General features: G+C 71.6%; 14 protein-coding genes. 5 read left to right on the forward strand and 9 right to left on the reverse strand.

Annotated elements, in window-relative coordinates:
• Nucleotides 1–35: 35 nt before the first annotated feature.
• Together ACT1U9_RS22775 and ACT1U9_RS22780 are read left to right on the forward strand one after the other, a co-directional pair.
• Nucleotides 36–680, forward strand: coding sequence for a spherulation-specific family 4 protein (locus ACT1U9_RS22775; RefSeq protein ID WP_444534523.1), 645 nt, complete (start codon nt 36–38; stop codon nt 678–680).
• On the forward strand, nt 677–1,570 hold the full coding sequence (locus tag ACT1U9_RS22780) for an endo alpha-1,4 polygalactosaminidase (RefSeq protein ID WP_444534524.1): 894 nt from the start codon (nt 677–679) through the stop codon (nt 1,568–1,570). Before ACT1U9_RS22775 ends, ACT1U9_RS22780 begins: the two co-directional genes overlap by 4 nt.
• Before the next feature lie 50 nt (nt 1,571–1,620).
• On the opposite strand, the gene ACT1U9_RS22785 is transcribed toward ACT1U9_RS22780, so the two are convergent.
• The gene (locus tag ACT1U9_RS22785; RefSeq protein ID WP_444534525.1) at nt 1,621–2,403 is read right to left on the reverse strand and encodes an adenosylcobinamide-GDP ribazoletransferase; all 783 of its coding nucleotides are present in this window, start codon (nt 2,401–2,403) and stop codon (nt 1,621–1,623) included.
• Nucleotides 2,404–2,493: 90 nt separating this feature from the next.
• Here ACT1U9_RS22785 and ACT1U9_RS22790 point away from each other — a divergent pair, with 90 nt between their 5' ends.
• Entirely contained in the window at nt 2,494–3,276 is a 783-nt protein-coding gene (locus ACT1U9_RS22790; RefSeq protein WP_444534526.1) for a hypothetical protein, read from the forward strand.
• Here the strand turns inward: ACT1U9_RS22790 and ACT1U9_RS22795 are convergent.
• The 4 genes from ACT1U9_RS22795 to ACT1U9_RS22810 form a co-directional block, all read right to left on the reverse strand.
• Nucleotides 3,225–3,962 carry a hypothetical protein gene (locus ACT1U9_RS22795; RefSeq protein ID WP_444534527.1) on the reverse strand — a complete coding sequence of 246 codons (738 nt, stop codon included), beginning with the start codon at nt 3,960–3,962 and terminating at the stop codon, nt 3,225–3,227. The two genes, ACT1U9_RS22790 and ACT1U9_RS22795, sit on opposite strands and share 52 nt — an antisense overlap.
• Entirely contained in the window at nt 3,962–5,728 is a 1,767-nt protein-coding gene (locus ACT1U9_RS22800; RefSeq protein WP_444534528.1) for a phosphatidylglycerol lysyltransferase domain-containing protein, read from the reverse strand. Before ACT1U9_RS22800 ends, ACT1U9_RS22795 begins: the two co-directional genes overlap by 1 nt.
• An 83-nt stretch (nt 5,729–5,811) precedes the next feature.
• Entirely contained in the window at nt 5,812–6,885 is a 1,074-nt protein-coding gene (gene cobT / locus ACT1U9_RS22805; protein ID WP_444534529.1) for a nicotinate-nucleotide--dimethylbenzimidazole phosphoribosyltransferase, read from the reverse strand.
• 73 nt (nt 6,886–6,958) lie between these two features.
• Complete coding sequence (locus ACT1U9_RS22810) at nt 6,959–8,143, reverse strand: bifunctional adenosylcobinamide kinase/adenosylcobinamide-phosphate guanylyltransferase (RefSeq protein ID WP_444534530.1); 1,185 nt, start codon at nt 8,141–8,143, stop codon at nt 6,959–6,961.
• A 79-nt stretch (nt 8,144–8,222) separates the two neighbouring features.
• On the opposite strand from ACT1U9_RS22810, the gene ACT1U9_RS22815 reads away from it, so the two are divergent.
• Nucleotides 8,223–8,435 (forward strand): hypothetical protein, encoded by a 213-nt coding sequence (locus ACT1U9_RS22815; RefSeq protein WP_188274043.1) that lies wholly within the window; start codon nt 8,223–8,225, stop codon nt 8,433–8,435.
• Between the two features lie 72 nt (nt 8,436–8,507).
• Here the strand turns inward: ACT1U9_RS22815 and ACT1U9_RS22820 are convergent, their stop codons facing one another.
• The 4 genes from ACT1U9_RS22820 to ACT1U9_RS22835 all read right to left on the reverse strand — a co-directional run bounded on the left by ACT1U9_RS22820 (nt 8,508) and on the right by ACT1U9_RS22835 (nt 12,973).
• Nucleotides 8,508–9,608, reverse strand: coding sequence for a S1C family serine protease (locus ACT1U9_RS22820; RefSeq protein ID WP_444534531.1), 1,101 nt, complete (start codon nt 9,606–9,608; stop codon nt 8,508–8,510).
• Between the two features lie 73 nt (nt 9,609–9,681).
• Nucleotides 9,682–11,475, reverse strand: a complete 1,794-nt coding sequence (locus ACT1U9_RS22825; protein ID WP_444539222.1) for an ABC transporter ATP-binding protein — start codon at nt 11,473–11,475, stop codon at nt 9,682–9,684.
• Nucleotides 11,476–11,582: 107 nt separating this feature from the next.
• A complete protein-coding gene (locus tag ACT1U9_RS22830) occupies nt 11,583–12,290 on the reverse strand; it encodes a class I SAM-dependent methyltransferase (RefSeq protein WP_444534532.1) in 708 nt (235 codons plus the stop codon).
• Between the two features lie 86 nt (nt 12,291–12,376).
• Entirely contained in the window at nt 12,377–12,973 is a 597-nt protein-coding gene (locus tag ACT1U9_RS22835; RefSeq protein WP_444534533.1) for a DUF3043 domain-containing protein, read from the reverse strand.
• A gap of 284 nt (nt 12,974–13,257) precedes the next feature.
• Here ACT1U9_RS22835 and ACT1U9_RS22840 point away from each other — a divergent pair, with 284 nt between their 5' ends.
• Complete coding sequence (locus ACT1U9_RS22840; RefSeq protein WP_444534534.1) at nt 13,258–14,052, forward strand: PspA/IM30 family protein; 795 nt, start codon at nt 13,258–13,260, stop codon at nt 14,050–14,052.
• Nucleotides 14,053–14,062: the final 10 nt, after the last annotated feature.

Below are 14,062 nucleotides of genomic sequence, written 5' to 3' on the forward strand. Positions count from 1 at the left end.
CGGCCGGACGACCGAGGACGGACACCCCGTACGACATGCACCTGACGCACCGCGATCTGCTCGTGCCGTTCTACGACCACCCCGCCGACCGGCCCGACGCCTGGGAGACGCTGATCGCCGCCGCGCCCCGGCTGTACGGGGTGGTGCTCAACCCGGCCAGCGGGGCGGGCGAGGCGCCCGATGCGGCGTTCGCCGAGGCCGCCGCCCGGCTGCGCGCGGCGGGCGTGCCGGTCCTCGGCTACGCGGACACCGACTACGGCCGCCGCCCGCACGCCGACGTCGTACGGGACCTGCTGCGCCACCGCGACTGGTACGGCGCCGACGGCGCGTTCCTGGACCAGGCGGCCACCGACCCGGCGCTGCTCGCGCACTACCGGCGGCTCTCGGTCGCCGCCCGCGCGGCCGGGGCCCGCACGCTGGTCCTCAACCACGGCGTCCATCCGGACCCCGGTTACGCGGAGTTGGCCGACCTGCTGGTGACGTACGAGGGCACCTGGGCGACCTATCCTTCGGTGGAGGTCCCGCAGTGGACGCACGGCCATCCGCCGGACCGCTTCTGCCATCTCGTCTACGCCGCCCCACCCGGCGCGCGCCCGGCCACCCGGGTGCACTGCGCGGTACCGGGCGAGGCCCCGCACCCGTGGGGCACCCTGCCGCACTTCCTGGAGCCGGTCCGATGACTCGTACGACTCGTTTCGCCCTCGCGCTGCTGTTGCCTCTGCTCCTGGTGGCGGGGTGCTCCTCCTCGTCCTCCGACGACGACGGGGCGGGGGCGGACGGGAGCGACAACGCCCAGCCCGCACCGTCCGGTTCGCACTCCCCGTCCGCGTCCGGCGGCCCGACCCAGTCCGCGTCCCCGGAGGCCGACCACGGCCGCTGGCAGCCCAAGCCCGGGGTGGCCTGGCAGTGGCAGCTCACCGGGAAGCTGGACCCGACGGTGAACGTCCCGGTGTACGACGTCGACGGCTTCAACATCTCCAAGGCGCAGGTCGACGATCTGCATCGGCGCGGGCGCAAGGTCATCTGTTACGTGTCCACCGGCGCCTGGGAGGACTTCCGCCCCGACGCCGACAGCTTCCCCAAGTCGGTCCTCGGCAAGGGCAACGGCTGGAAGGGCGAGCGCTGGCTCGACATCCGCCGCACCGACGTACTGGGTCCGCTGATGGCCAAGCGGTTCGACATGTGCAGGCAGAAGGGGTTCGACGCGGTGGAGCCGGACAACATGGACGGCTATGCCAACGAAACCGGTTTCCCGCTGACCGGTGCGCATCAGCTTGCGTACAACCGACTTGTTGCCCGTCTCGCCCACGACCGGGGGATGGCCGTTGGCCTGAAAAATGACCTGGATCAAATCCCGGACTTGGTACGGGACTTCGACTTCGCCGTCAACGAGCAGTGCGCGGAGTTCGGGGAGTGCGAGCAGTTGTCGCCCTTCATCCGTGCGGGGAAGGCCGTGTTCCACGTCGAGTACGGGCGTGAACCGGGGCAGTTCTGCTCCCAGGCCCGGAAGTTGAACCTCAGCTCTATGCAGAAGCAGAAGGAGCTTGGTACTTGGCGTAAGGCCTGCTGAGTTCTTTGTCTGCGGGCCGGTGGGGGCTTGTCGCGCAGTTCCCCGCGCCCCTAATAAGTCCCCAGCGCCGACACGATCAGGGTTGTCGTGGCGGCCGTCTCTGCCAGTGCTCCGAACACATCGCCCGTCACTCCGCCGAACCTGCGCACGCAGTGCGACAGGAGTAGTTGGGCTGCCGTCAGCGCCGCCGCCACCGCCAGCGCGTAATGGACCGCCGCTCCCGCGCCCCACGCCGCTCCCGCCGTCGTCGCGCACGCTGCCGTCAGTGCCACCGCCAGCAGGACCGCCGCTCGTACGGGGACCGCGCCCGCTACCGCTGCGCCCAGGCCGTCCGGGCGGGCCGGGGGGACGCCTGGGCGGCAGGCGAGGGTGAGGGTGAGGCGGGCCGTCACGGCCGCGATCGTGGCCGCGAGCGCGCCCCGGGTCCAGCTGATCGCGTACAGCTCGGCCAGGACCGCCACTTGGGCGAGGAGGACGAAGACCAGGGTGAGGACGCCGAACGGGCCGATGTCCGACTGCTTCATGATCCGCAGTGCGTCCTCGGCGGGCTTGGCGCTGCCCAGGCCGTCGGCCACGTCCGCGAGGCCGTCCAGGTGCAGGCCCCTGGTGAGTACGGCCGGGACGGCGGCGGTGGCGACGGCGGCGAGCAGGGGGCCGGAGTCCAGGAGCAGGAAGGCGCCCCCGGCGGCCGCCGCGCACAGGCCGACCACCAGACCGGGCAGCGGCGCCCAGAGCATCCCGGCCCGGGCCGCCGTGCGGTCCCAGCGGGTGACCCGGACCGGCAGAGCGGTGAGGGTGCCGAAGGCGAAACGTATGCCGTCCATGGGGTTCATCGGCCGCAGGGTATCCCGCGCCGGGGCGCACGGTGGTGCTCGCGTCGGTCCGGCCGCCGTTCGGTGCGGCCGGGCGGTAAATTGCCCGTAATGCGTACTACGGGAGCGGAAGCCGAAGGCATGGACTGGTTCAACCGGAACTTCGTCGAGCCGGGGAAGCTTCCGATGCTGCTCGCGCTCGGCTCCTTCGTCCTGACCTTCCTCGTCACGCGGACGATCACCCGGCTGATCCGGGCCGGGCGGGGCCCGTTCCGCAACATCAAGCCGGGCGGGCTGCACATCCACCATGTGGTGCCGGGGGTGATCCTGACGATCCTCGGCGGGTTCGGCGCGGTCGGCGCCGGGCGGCACGGCATCGGCGCCAGCATCTTCGCGGTGGTGTTCGGGATGGGCGCGGGCCTGGTGCTCGACGAGTTCGCGCTGATCCTGCACCTGGACGACGTCTACTGGACCGAGCAGGGGCGCAAGAGCGTCGAAGTGGTGGTGCTGACGGCCGCGCTGGTGCTGCTCACGCTCGCGGGGTTCTCGCCGCTGGGGGTCAACGACGTCTCACCGCAGGAGCAGCACGACCGGGCCTCGTTCATCCTCACCCTCTGGATCAACTTCTGTTTCGTGCTGGTCGCGCTCTTCAAGGGGAAGTTCCGGATGGCGATCATGGGCACGCTCGTCCCGTTCGTGGCCCTGATCGGCGCGATCCGGCTCGCCCGGCCCGGCTCCCCGTGGGCCCGCCGCTTCTACCGCAACCGGCCCCGGGCACGGGCCCGGTCGGCGATGCGGGTCTACCGGCACGACCGGCGCTGGACGCGGCTGCGGCGCAGGCTTCACGACTTCATCGGGGGCGCCCCGGACAGGCTGCCGGTGCGCCGGCCCTGAGCCGCGCGGGCCCGGCGGCGCTTCTGGCGTACCGCGGTGATCCAGCACAGCACCGCCACCGCGAGCAGCGCGGCGACGTGCTCCTTGCCCGCGAGGTTGGCCTTGAGCGCCACCTCGACGATCATGGCCAGGACCACCCCGCCGGCCGTCCAGTACGCCCGGTAGCGCCAGCACACGTACACCGCGAGCCCGACCACCGCGGCCGAGGGGCCGGTGTCGACCATCTGCGCGTCCGAGGCGGGCAGCCCCAGGACGCCGGGGCCGAGCGCGATGGCCACGCGCGCGTACATCGTGCCGGCCAGGGTGGCCGCGTACGCGATGAGCAGGGTGGAGCGGCGGCCGATGCAGATCTCGGCGATCCCGAACACCATCAGGAGCTGGACGAGCGCGCCCCAGACCGGCAGGTCCAGGGCGGGCACGAAGAGCGACAGCGGGGTGCGCAGAAGGGAGATCCACAGGGCGTCCTCGGCCTTCACCGAGCCGAGGATCTGGACCGGACGAAAGCCCCAGGACTGGTTCTGCACGAGCTGGAAGAACGACGTCAGCGCGACCGCGCCGAGCGTCATGGGGATCGCCCGCCAGCGCTGGGTGCCCAGCGCGTAGCGGACGGCGAGGTAGAGCGGACCCCACTCCCGACGGACGAACCGGCGTACTGGTCCGTGGCCCGGCAGGGAGCGGGGAACCATCACCTCTGGGACTCCAGGTGCTTGCGGTGCAGCCACTTGGGCAGCCCGGGCGCCTCCAGGAAGCCTTCCGCGCGCGCCGACGCGATCGCGATGCGCGGCAGGTCGGCGCTCTTCTCGAACAGGGTGAACCGGGGCTCCCAGATCGGCCGGTACTTGGCGTTGGCGCGGTACAGCGACTCGATCTGCCACCAGCGGGAGAAGAAGCTGAGCAGCGAGCGCCACAGCCTCAGTACCGGTCCGGCGCCGAGCTTCGAGCCACGTTCGAAGACGGAGCGGAACATCGCGAAGTTGAGCGAGACCTGGGTGATCCCGATCTCCTTGGCCCGCTGGAGGAGCTCGATGACCATGAACTCCATCAGACCGTTCTCGGAGTCGCGGTCGCGGCGCATCAGGTCCAGCGAGAGCCCGTTGGGGCCCCACGGCACGAAGCTCAGGACGGCCCGCAGGGCGCCCTCGCCGTCGGTGCACTCCAGCATCACGCACTGGCCGTCCGCCGGGTCGCCCAGGCGCCCCAGGGCCATGGAGAAGCCGCGCTCGGTGGCGCCGTCGCGCCAGTCGTCGGCCTTGCGCAGCAGTTCACTCATCTCATCGGCAGGAATGTCCGCGTGGCGGCGGATTCTCACCTCGTACCCGGCCCGCTTCACCCGGTTGTACGCCTGGCGGACGGTCCGCATGGCGCGGCCCTCCAGGGTGAACTCGGCGATCTCCACGATCGCCTCGTCGCCCATCTCCAGGGCGTCCAGGCCGTGCCGGGCGTAGATGGTGCCCGCCTCCTCGCTGGCGCCGGTCACCGCCGGGATCCAGCCGTGCTCGCGGGCCTCGGCCAGCCACAGCTCGATGGCGCCGGGCCAGGCCTCGGGGTCGCCGATGGGGTCGCCGGAGGCCAGCGAGACGCTGTTGATCACGCGGTAGGTGACGGCGGCCTTGCCGGTGGGGGACCAGATGACGCTCTTCTCGCGGCGCAGCGCGAAGTAGCCGAGCGAGTCGCGCTCACCCTGCTTGTCGAGCAGCGCGCGCAGCTTCTCCTCGTCCTCGACGGTGATCGGGTCGACGGCCTTGCGGTTGCGGAAGGCCGCGTAGATCACCGCGATGAGCAGCAGCGTGGACATGACGTTGATGGTCACGTCGACCCAGCCCGGGGAGGAGATCCCGGTGATGTCGGTGTCGTCCGGCGCCAGCGAGACCAGCCGCATCACGCCGTAGCGCCAGCGGCCCAGGAACGTGGAGGGGTGCGAGCCGGTGTAGTTGTTGGTGACCGTGACGAGCAGCGTGGCAAGCAGCGAGGTGACCAGCAGACCGCCCGCCGCGACGGCCGCCGCGAGCTTCGGGTTGGAGCGGTCGCCCTTCGCGTAGAACTCGCGGCGCCCCAGCAGCAGGGCGACCACGAAGCCGGCGGTCAGGACCAGGGACACCCAGTTCTGCGCGTACTGGCGGATCTCCGGGAAGACCATGACGAACGCGAACAGCAGCAGGAACAGGCCGCTCAGCACGAGGTTGAGGATCCAGGCGGCGCGCTTGCGGCGGCGCATGGTGACGGCGAGGAACAGCGTGAGCACGCCGGAGGTGAATCCCGCGTCCAGCAGGTACGGCGTGAAATAGTTGTCCGTGTTGTGACGCCGAAGGTCCTGGCCCAGTGAAACCCAGAAGGCGCTCAGGAAGTTGATGAATGTCACGGCGCGCAGGTACCAGACGGCAAATGCCGCACTGCGACGCGACCGGACGGTGCTCCGGTTCAATCCTTCGGTGGTCAAGCGGACTTCTCCCATGAAACGCGATCATATGGGGCAACTGACAGCGCGCGTCATGGCGGTCGCGGATGCGGCCGGGGACCTCCCGGCCGCACCACGGCTCAGTCTTCGGCGCGGTCCCCTTCGGTCTCCGCGCGCTCGGGCAGCTCCGCGGCCAGGGCGGCGGCGGCCTGCACGAGGGGGAGAGCGAGCAGGGCCCCCGTTCCTTCACCCACAGTGACGCCCTGATCGAGCAGAGGGTTGAGTGCCATCCGGTCCAGTGCCTTCGACTGGCCCGGCTCACCGCTCAGCTGACCGGCCAGCCACCAGTCCGGAGCCCGGAAGGCGGCCCGCTGAGCCACCAGCGCGCAGGCCGAGGAGACCACCCCGTCGAGGATGACCGGCATTCGGCGCACCGCGCACTGAAGCAGAAAACCGGTCGTCGCGGCAAGGTCGGCGCCGCCGACGGCCGCCAGCAGCTCCAGTTGGTCGCCCAGAACCGGCCGCGCCCGGCGCAGCGCGTCGCGGATCGCGGCGCACTTGCGCATCCACGCCAGGTCGTCGATCCCGGCCCCGCCACGGCCGGTGACGACCGAGGCGTCGGTGCCGCAGAGCGCCGCGATCAGGGTGGCCGCGGCCGTGGTGCCGCCGACGCTGAGGTCGCCGAGGACGACCAGGTCGGTGCCGGAGTCGGCCTCCTCGTCGGCGATCTTCATGCCGAGGCGTACGGCCGCCTCGGCCTCCTCGACGGTCAGCGCGTCCTCGATGTCGATGCGCCCGCTGCCGCGCCGCACACGGTGGCGTACGACGTCCTCGGGCAGCAGTTCCGGGTCGCAGTCCAGACCCGCGTCGACGACCCGTACGGGGGCGCCCAGGCGGCGCGCGAGCACCGAGACCGGGCCCGCGCCGTCGAGCACCGAGCGGACCAGGGTGTGCGCGGAGCGCGCCGGGCGGGCGGAGACGCCCAGCTCGGCGACGCCGTGGTCACCGGCGAAGAGGATCACGCGCGGATGCTCGATGGGTTTGACCGGAACCGCACCCTGCGCGGCCGAAAGCCACTCGCCCAGCTCGTCGAGCCGGCCGAGCGCGCCGGACGGCACGGTCAGCCGCTCCCGGCGTTCCTCGGCGTCACGCCGCACACCGCTGTCGGGGCGTTCGATCAGATCGGAGAAGTCGTCGAGATTCAGCCTGCTCATTCGCCGAACAGTACCGGCACAGGTGGCCCGGGTTTCGAGTGGTGCGGCCGGTAAGGCCACTTCGGGCCCCTCCTCAGCCGCGCAGCGCGAGCGCCTGTCCCGCCACCACGAGCAGGACGTGCTCGCACTCCGTGCCCACCGCCGAGTTGAGCCTGCCGAGCTCGTCGCGGAACAGCCGTCCCGCGCGGGTCGCGGGGACCACCCCGGAGCCCACCTCGTTGCTGACGATGACCACGGTCCGGGAGGTGGCGCGGACGGCGGCCACCAGCTCGTCCACCCGCTCGCGCAGCGCGTCGGGAACCTTCGGCTCCTCCCACGCCCCGGCCCGGTCCATCGCGTCGGTCAGCCACAGCGACAGACAGTCCACGAGCAGCGGCGGCCCGTCCACGGCGAGCAGCGGCACCAGGTCGCAGGTCTCCTCGGTACGCCAGGAGCCGGGCCGGCGCTCGCGGTGCAGCCCGACCCGCGCGGCCCACTCCGCGTCCCCGTCCCGGGTGCCGCCGGTGGCCACGTACACGACCTCCGGGAACGACTCCAGACGGCGCTCGGCCTCCACCGACTTGCCCGAGCGCGCACCGCCCAACACCAGGGTGCGGCGCGGGAGATCGGGCACGGCGTGGTACTCGCCGACAAGCAGCGTCGTCCCGTCCGGCACCGCCCGCGCCCCGGCCGCGGCCAGCCTTCGGGCGAGCTCGCGCCCGGGCGGCACCTCGTGGTCGATGTGGACGCCGACCACGTCCGTGGTCGGCCCGACGGCCCCGGCGGCGCGCAGCCGCGCCAGCGCGTCCGGGCGCCCCACGACATCGCACAGGACCATGTCGTACGGGCGTACCTCCGCCATCCCGGAGGGCGCGCCCCCCGGCGGCAGATACAGCAGCCGCTCGCCCTCCGGCGAGGTCACCTCGTACCCCGTGCCCGGCGCGTCCATCGGCACCGCCCGCACGCGATGGCCGCTGATGAGCGTCAGGACCCGCCCGTCCGGCACCCGCCCGGCCGACGGCAGGCCGGGGGGCAGTTCCACGGCGGGCCCGTCGTGCGGATGGGTGAGCAGCACCTGGCGTACGCCCGTGAGCGAGTGCCCGGCCCGGGCGGCGGCCAGCGCGGCGCCGGGCGTCAGGTCGAGCAGCAGGGCCCCGTCGACGAGCAGCGCGGTCGCGGCCCGCGCCTGGTCGCCGCGGGCCGAGGCGCACGCGGCGCAGGGACAGTCGGGGCGCGGCAGCCCGTCGGGGGCTCCGGTGCCGAGGAGAGTCAGTTCCACGAGGACGATCCTCCCGCGTCACCGCACTCGGTGCGCGCCCGGCTACGCTGCGGGCAGCAACGTGACCCGGGAGGCGCACATGGCGTGGACGTGGCGATTCGAGAAGTCCGACGGGACGGAGGTCGAGCCGGCGGTGGCGCCGGAGGAGTTCACGACCCAGGGCGACGCGGAGTCCTGGATCGGCGAGGTCTGGAAGGACCTCCTTGAGGGCGGGGCCGACCAGGTGTTCCTGTTCGAGGACAGTACGCAGATCTACGGCCCGATGAGCCTGCACGACGCCGTCGACGCCTGATCGACGAACGGCCTGTACGGCGCCCGTGGACCGGCCAGGTCCACGGGCGCCGTCGTGTCCCGGTGGGGGCTGTCAGATCTCGCCGAGCGTGACCGTGGCGGTCTTGGGTCCGCCGCCGCGTGTGTACGTCACCTGGACGGTCTGGCCGGGCTTGTCGGCGGCCAGCGCCTCCGACAGCGAGGTGATCGTCGTGATGTCCATCCGGCCGATCCTGGTGACGATGTCACCGGCCTTCAGACCCGCCCTGTCGGCGGCCCCGCCCCGCTTCACGTCCACGATCGCGACGCCCGCGGGCTGGTAGTTCGCGTCCACGACCGTACGTCCGGTGATGCCCAGGGCCGCCCGGCCCGAGTCGGTCACCTTGCCGCTCTTGATGATCTGGTCCGCGACCGTCTTCGCCATCGAGGCCGGGATCGCGAAGCCGATGCCCGGGGCCGCGCTGCCGCCCATGTCCGGGTCGACGGCCGCGAGCGTGGGGATGCCGATGACCTCGCTGTTCAGATTGACCAGCGCGCCGCCGCTGTTGCCCGGGTTGATCGCGGCCGAGGTCTGCACCATGTTGCCGATGGTGGCGCCCGGGCCGCCGCCCGCCGCGCCCTCCGTGACCGTGCGGCCGGTCGCCGAGACGATGCCCTGGGTGACGCTGCTGGACAGGCCCAGCGGCGAGCCCATGGCCAGCACGATCTGGCCCATCTCGACCTTCGTCGAGTCGCCGAACTTGGCGGCCTTCATCCCGCTGGGCACCGAGTCGAGCTTGATCACGGCGAGGTCCTGCTCGGGATAGGCCGCGACGAGCTTGGCGCCGACCGCGCCGCCGCCGGTCGCCGTGGACACCTTGAACTGGCGCTCGCCGCCGACCACATGGGCGTTGGTGACGATGTGCCCCTGGTCGTCGTAGACGATGCCGGAGCCCAGGCTGTTGGCCGCGTCGATCTGGACGACCGACGGCAGTACGTCCTTGATCACCCGCTCGTAGTCGCTCTGCAGGCCGTTGCCGTCGGCCTTGCGCGGGGCCTGGGCGGGGGCCTGGGCGGCCTGGGCGGCCTGCGGGGTGGAGTCGGCGGCCTTGGCCGGTGTCCCGGTGTCCGTGCAGCCCGCGAGCAGCGTGGCGGTGGCGACGGCGGCGGCCACGGGGGGCAGCAGCCGACGGCCGAGGTTCAGCAATCCATCCATGTCCGGAGTGTCCCTTCTGCTCCGTCGAGCAGCCTCCTGTGGAGGTCCGATCAGGCGTGGAGGCGCGATCCGTTCAGGAGCTGGTGGCCAGGAACTGCGTGGCCGCGAGCTCCCCGTAGAGCGGGTCCCCGGCCACCAGCTCGGCATGCGTGCCCACCGCCCGTACCTTGCCCGCCTCCATGACCACGATCCGGTCCGCCAGCGTCACCGTGGACAGCCGGTGCGCCACCACCAGGACGGTCGTGTCCCGGGCGGCCTCGGCCACCACGTCCCGCAGTGCCAGCTCGTTGACGGCGTCCAGTTGCGAGGTCGCCTCGTCCAGGAGCAGCAGCCGGGGTCTGCGCAGCAGCGCACGGGCTATGGCGACCCGCTGCCGCTCGCCACCGGACAGCTTCGAGCCCCGGTGCCCGACCACGGTCTCCAGACCGTCCGGCAGCCGCTCCACGAGCGCGTCCAGCTTCGCCCGTACGAGGACGTCGGCGATCTCGGCGTCGGTCGCGTCCGGGGCCCCGAAGACGAGGTTCTCGCGCACGGTCCCGGCCAGCACGGGGGAGTCCTGCTCCACATAGCCGATGGCGCCGCGCAGTTCGGCCAGCGGCCACTCGCGCACGTCCCGCCCGTCGATCAGCACCCGCCCGCCGGTCGCCTCGTAGAACCGCTCGATCAGCCCGAACACGGTCGTCTTACCGGCCCCCGACGGCCCCACGAAGGCGGTCATCCCGGCCCCCGGCACCTCGAAGGAGACCCCGTGATGCACATGCGGAAGGTCGTCCCGGTAGCGGAACGTCACCGCGTCGAAGACCACCGAGGCGGCCCCGGACCGGGGCGCGGGCACGGCGCCGCGCGGCGCCGGAACCTCGGCCAGGGACTCGACTTCCAGCCGCTCGGCTTCCTCGATCCGGGCGATGGCGGCAGACCCCACCTGGTACTGGGTGGCCGCTTGCACCAGCTTCGAGACGGGATCGATCAGATAGAAGAGAAACAGCAGGAACGCGATCAGTGTGGACACCGGTATCGCACCCGAGGCGACCCGCGCCCCGCCGATGCCGAGCACCGCCAGGAACGACACCTGGACCGCGAGGCCGACCGAAGTCCCGGCCACCGAATGCCACTTGGCCGACCGCACCCCGTGCCGCCAGGCCTCCTCGGCGGCCGCGTCCACCACCGCGCTCTCCCGCGCCTCGGCGCCGGACGCCTTGACCGTACGGAAGGCGCCGAACGCCCGCTCCAGGACCGTGGAGATCTGCGCCACCGCCGCCTGCGACTGCGCGGTGGCCCGCGCGATCTTCGGCATCACCAGGGCCACGGCGGAGCCGATCAGCACGATCACGCCGAGGGTGACGCCGAGCAGCACGGCGTCCATGTACGCCATCATCGCGATCGTGGCGAGGAAGGTGAGCCCGCCGGTGGCGGCCGAGACCACGGACTGGGTGGTGACGGCCCGCAGCAGCGTGGTGTCGGAGGTCACCCGGGACATCAGATCCCCCGGCGGCAGCCGCTCCACCTCGGGAAGCCGCAGCCGCAGCAGCCGCCCGATGAGGGTGCGCCGGGCGGCGAGCACCACGGACTCGGCGGTGCGCTCAAGGACGTACGCCCCGAACGACTCCACCACCGTCCCGAGCACCACCAACGCGGTGAGCAGAGCCAGCACCCCACCGATCGGCTCATCCCCACCGAGCCGATCCACCAGAGCCTTGGCAGCCAACGGCTGAGCCAGCCCGGTGGCGGCCCCCACGAGCGTCAGCAACGCCCCCAGGCCAACGGCCCCACGATGCGCCCGAAAATGCCGATACAAAGCCCGCCAGGTCTCCCGGGCGGGCAATTGAGAACTGACGTCGGAAGTGGTCACACAAGTAGGACGTGAAATCCCCGAGCCGACCTGAGTGCCCGCACCTATAGGGGCGCGGGGCTGTGTCGATTTGCGGCTCCGCCGCGTGGGCGCGACCAGCCCCCACCGGCCCGCAGACAAACGAACTAGCCCCGCACGCCACACAGATGAAGCAGCGCCGCAACCTGCCGATACGGATCGGTCCGCCCGGCCTTGTCCTCCGCCGCGAGCAACCGATCGAGCTCATCCGCAGCAGGCAACTGCACCTCATTCGGCACGTTGTCAGTGAAGACCCGCACCCCGTACCACGCGTGCAACGGCGCAGCGATGCCATCCAGAGTCCGGGTCAGCGTCGAGAGACGATCCGCACGAACCGACAGCCCGAGCCGATTCGTATACGCATCGGTGTCGAACGCGGCCAGCGCAGCAGACCAATCCCCCGCAAGACCAGGCCGCATGGCCAAGGCGTCAGCGTTGCGCACGAGCAGCGACAGCAGACCACCCGGGGCCAGCATCCGAGCCAGCCCCGCGAGCATCGCGTCCGGCTCCTGCACGTACATCAGCACGCCATGGCAGAGCACCACGTCGAACGAGCCGGGCAGGAAGTGCACGCCCGTCTCATGCCCGTCGCCCTCGATCAGCCGCACCCGCTCACGGATGCCCTCCGGCTCGGTCGAGAGCGCCTCGCGCGCCGCCCGCAGCATCTCCGGGTCGGACTCCAGGCCCGTCACGGTGTGCCCGGCGCGGGCCAGGCGCAGGGCCTGGGTGCCCTGCCCCGTACCGACGTCGAGGACGCGCAGCCGCTGGCCGACCGGGAAGCGGGCGGCTATCTGCTCGTCCAGCTGACGGGCCACGAGCTCCTGGCGCACGGTGTTGCGCAGCCCGCCCAGGCCCTTCAGCCAGTGGCCGGAGGCGCCGCTGAAACCGGCGACCTCCGTGCTCAGGGCCGCTCTCCGCGCTTGACCTGCGGCTTCGGCAGACGCAGCCGGCGCATCTGGAGCGTACGCATCAGGCCGTACGCCACCGCGCCCTTGGTGGGCTCGTCCGGGAAGCGCGCCTTCAGCTGCTTCTTCAGGCGGAACGCCAGACCGATCGAGTCGAGGACGATCAGCACGATCACGGCGAGCCATAGCAGCAGCGCGATGTTCTGCAGGCTGCCGATCCGGACCATCGAGAGGACCAGGATGATCACGGCGAGCGGCAGGAAGAACTCGGCGATGCACCAGCGGGAGTCCACGAAGTCGCGCACGAACTTGCGCACGGGACCCTTGTCGCGGGCAGGAAGAAAGCGCTGGTCGCCGTTGGCGAGCGCTTCGCGCTGCTTGGCGAGATCGGCGCGGCGGGCCTCGCGCTGGCGCTTGGCGGCCTCCTTGCGGTCGGTCGGCACGGTCGACGCCCGACGGCGCTGGGTCTGGGCCTCGGCGCGCTTCGGCGTGGGCCGGCCCTTGGGGGCCTCGGGGTCGCGGGGCTGCTTGGAGAGGTCCGCCGTCACCTTGTCGGTGGGGGCCTTCTCTTCCTTGGAACGGCTACGGAACACAAAGCCCAAGGGTACGGGGTCGCGGGCGACGACCACAGGCCGGTGGGGAACGATCCGGCAACGCCTTGCGTCACTGGGGGTGTGCGCGCCAAGGTGTGCGGGAAGTGAGTGCGGGGTCCCTGACCGTCACCTACTCCTTGCGCCGGAGCGCCCGGGGACGCAGTCGTCCTTGGGGATGAGCGCATCCGTGTCCGAACAGTGCGGTAATGGATGCAGGGCCCGTACTGTGGGTTCTGTTGCAGCAGCTGGAGCTGGAGTCCGTCAGAAGGGGGCGCGCGAAGCCCATGAGCGGTGTCATGAAGCGTATGGGGATGATCTTCCGCGCGAAGGCGAACAAGGCCCTTGACCGGGCCGAGGACCCGCGCGAGACCCTCGATTACTCGTACCAGAAGCAGCTTGAGCTGCTTCAGAAGGTGCGCCGCGGCGTCGCCGACGTGGCGACCTCGCGCAAGCGGCTCGAACTGCAGCTGAACCAGCTCCAGAGCCAGTCGGCCAAGCTGGAGGACCAGGGCCGCAAGGCGCTGGCGCTCGGCCGCGAGGACCTGGCGCGCGAGGCGCTGTCCCGCCGCGCCGCCCTCACCCAGCAGGTCTCCGACCTGGAGGTGCAGCACCAGACGCTGCAGGGCGAGGAGGAGAAGCTCACCCTTGCGGCCCAGCGCCTCCAGGCCAAGGTCGACGCCTTCCGTACGAAGAAGGAGACCATCAAGGCGACCTACACGGCGGCCCAGGCGCAGACCCGGATCGCCGAGTCCTTCTCGGGCATCTCCGAGGAGATGAGCGACGTCGGCATGGCCATCCAGCGTGCCGAGGACAAGACCGCGCAGCTCCAGGCGAGGGCCGGCGCGATCGACGAGCTGCTGGCCTCCGGCGCGCTCGACGACCAGTCGGGCCTGCAGAAGGACGACCTCCAGGCCGAGCTGGACCGGATCTCCGGTGGTACGGATGTAGAGCTGGAGCTCCAGCGGATGAAGGCCGAGCTCACCGGCGGCACCTCGGGCCAGCAGGCCATCGAGGGCGGCAACGGCACGTCGACCCCGCAGGACCGCCCCCAGCAGACCCCCCGCTTCGACAAGCAGTAGGCCAAGGCCA

It is taken from the genome of Streptomyces sp. BR1, assembly GCF_052373795.1.
Classification (GTDB): Bacteria; Actinomycetota; Actinomycetes; order Streptomycetales; family Streptomycetaceae; genus Streptomyces.